The 1,117-nt window shown below is 53.1% G+C and carries 1 protein-coding gene; it reads right to left on the bottom strand.

Annotation, left to right across the window (positions count from 1 at the left end; translation table 11 throughout):
* Positions 1-181: 181 nt before the first annotated feature.
* Positions 182-973 (bottom strand): ANT(3'')-Ia family aminoglycoside nucleotidyltransferase AadA1, encoded by a 792-nt coding sequence (gene aadA1, locus ACWIFB_RS17285; RefSeq protein ID WP_001206316.1) that lies wholly within the window; start codon positions 971-973, stop codon positions 182-184.
* Positions 974-1,117: the final 144 nt, after the last annotated feature.

Below are 1,117 nucleotides of genomic sequence, written 5' to 3'. Positions count from 1 at the left end.
AATGAAGGTTGCTGCGGCTAACTTGTCTGCGTTCTTGGAAGTGCTCATCTGCTGACTATCTCATGATTAAATTTGAATCGTAACAACTTTCAAGCAACTCTGCAAGGAGCCTTATTGTGCGCCCAACGCCGGAGTTAAGCCGCGCCGCGAAGCGGCGTCGGCTTGAACGAATTGTTAGACATTATTTGCCGACTACCTTGGTGATCTCGCCTTTCACGTAGTGAACAAATTCTTCCAACTGATCTGCGCGGGAGGCCAAGCGATCTTCTTCTTGTCCAAGATAAGCCTGTCTAGCTTCAAGTATGACGGGCTGATACTGGGCCGGCAGGCGCTCCATTGCCCAGTCGGCAGCGACATCCTTCGGCGCGATTTTGCCGGTTACTGCGCTGTACCAAATGCGGGACAACGTAAGCACTACATTTCGCTCATCGCCAGCCCAGTCGGGCGGCGAGTTCCATAGCGTTAAGGTTTCATTTAGCGCCTCAAATAGATCCTGTTCAGGAACCGGATCAAAGAGTTCCTCCGCCGCTGGACCTACCAAGGCAACGCTATGTTCTCTTGCTTTTGTCAGCAAGATAGCCAGATCAATGTCGATCGTGGCTGGCTCGAAGATACCTGCAAGAATGTCATTGCGCTGCCATTCTCCAAATTGCAGTTCGCGCTTAGCTGGATAACGCCACGGAATGATGTCGTCGTGCACAACAATGGTGACTTCTACAGCGCGGAGAATCTCGCTCTCTCCAGGGGAAGCCGAAGTTTCCAAAAGGTCGTTGATCAAAGCTCGCCGCGTTGTTTCATCAAGCCTTACGGTCACCGTAACCAGCAAATCAATATCACTGTGTGGCTTCAGGCCGCCATCCACTGCGGAGCCGTACAAATGTACGGCCAGCAACGTCGGTTCGAGATGGCGCTCGATGACGCCAACTACCTCTGATAGTTGAGTCGATACTTCGGCGATCACCGCTTCCCTCATGATGTTTAACACCTGAGTTAAGCCGCGCCGCGAAGCGGCGTCGGCTTGGACGAATTGTTAGGCCGCATATCGCGACCTGAAAGCGGCACGCAAGACCTCAACCTTTTCCGCCCCGAGTGAGGTGCATGCGAGCCTGTAGGACTC

The sequence above is a fragment of the Dietzia sp. NPDC055340 genome (genome assembly GCF_053645335.1).
Note: the sequence above shows the minus strand (reverse complement) of the source record. Positions and strands in the feature narration are given on the sequence as shown.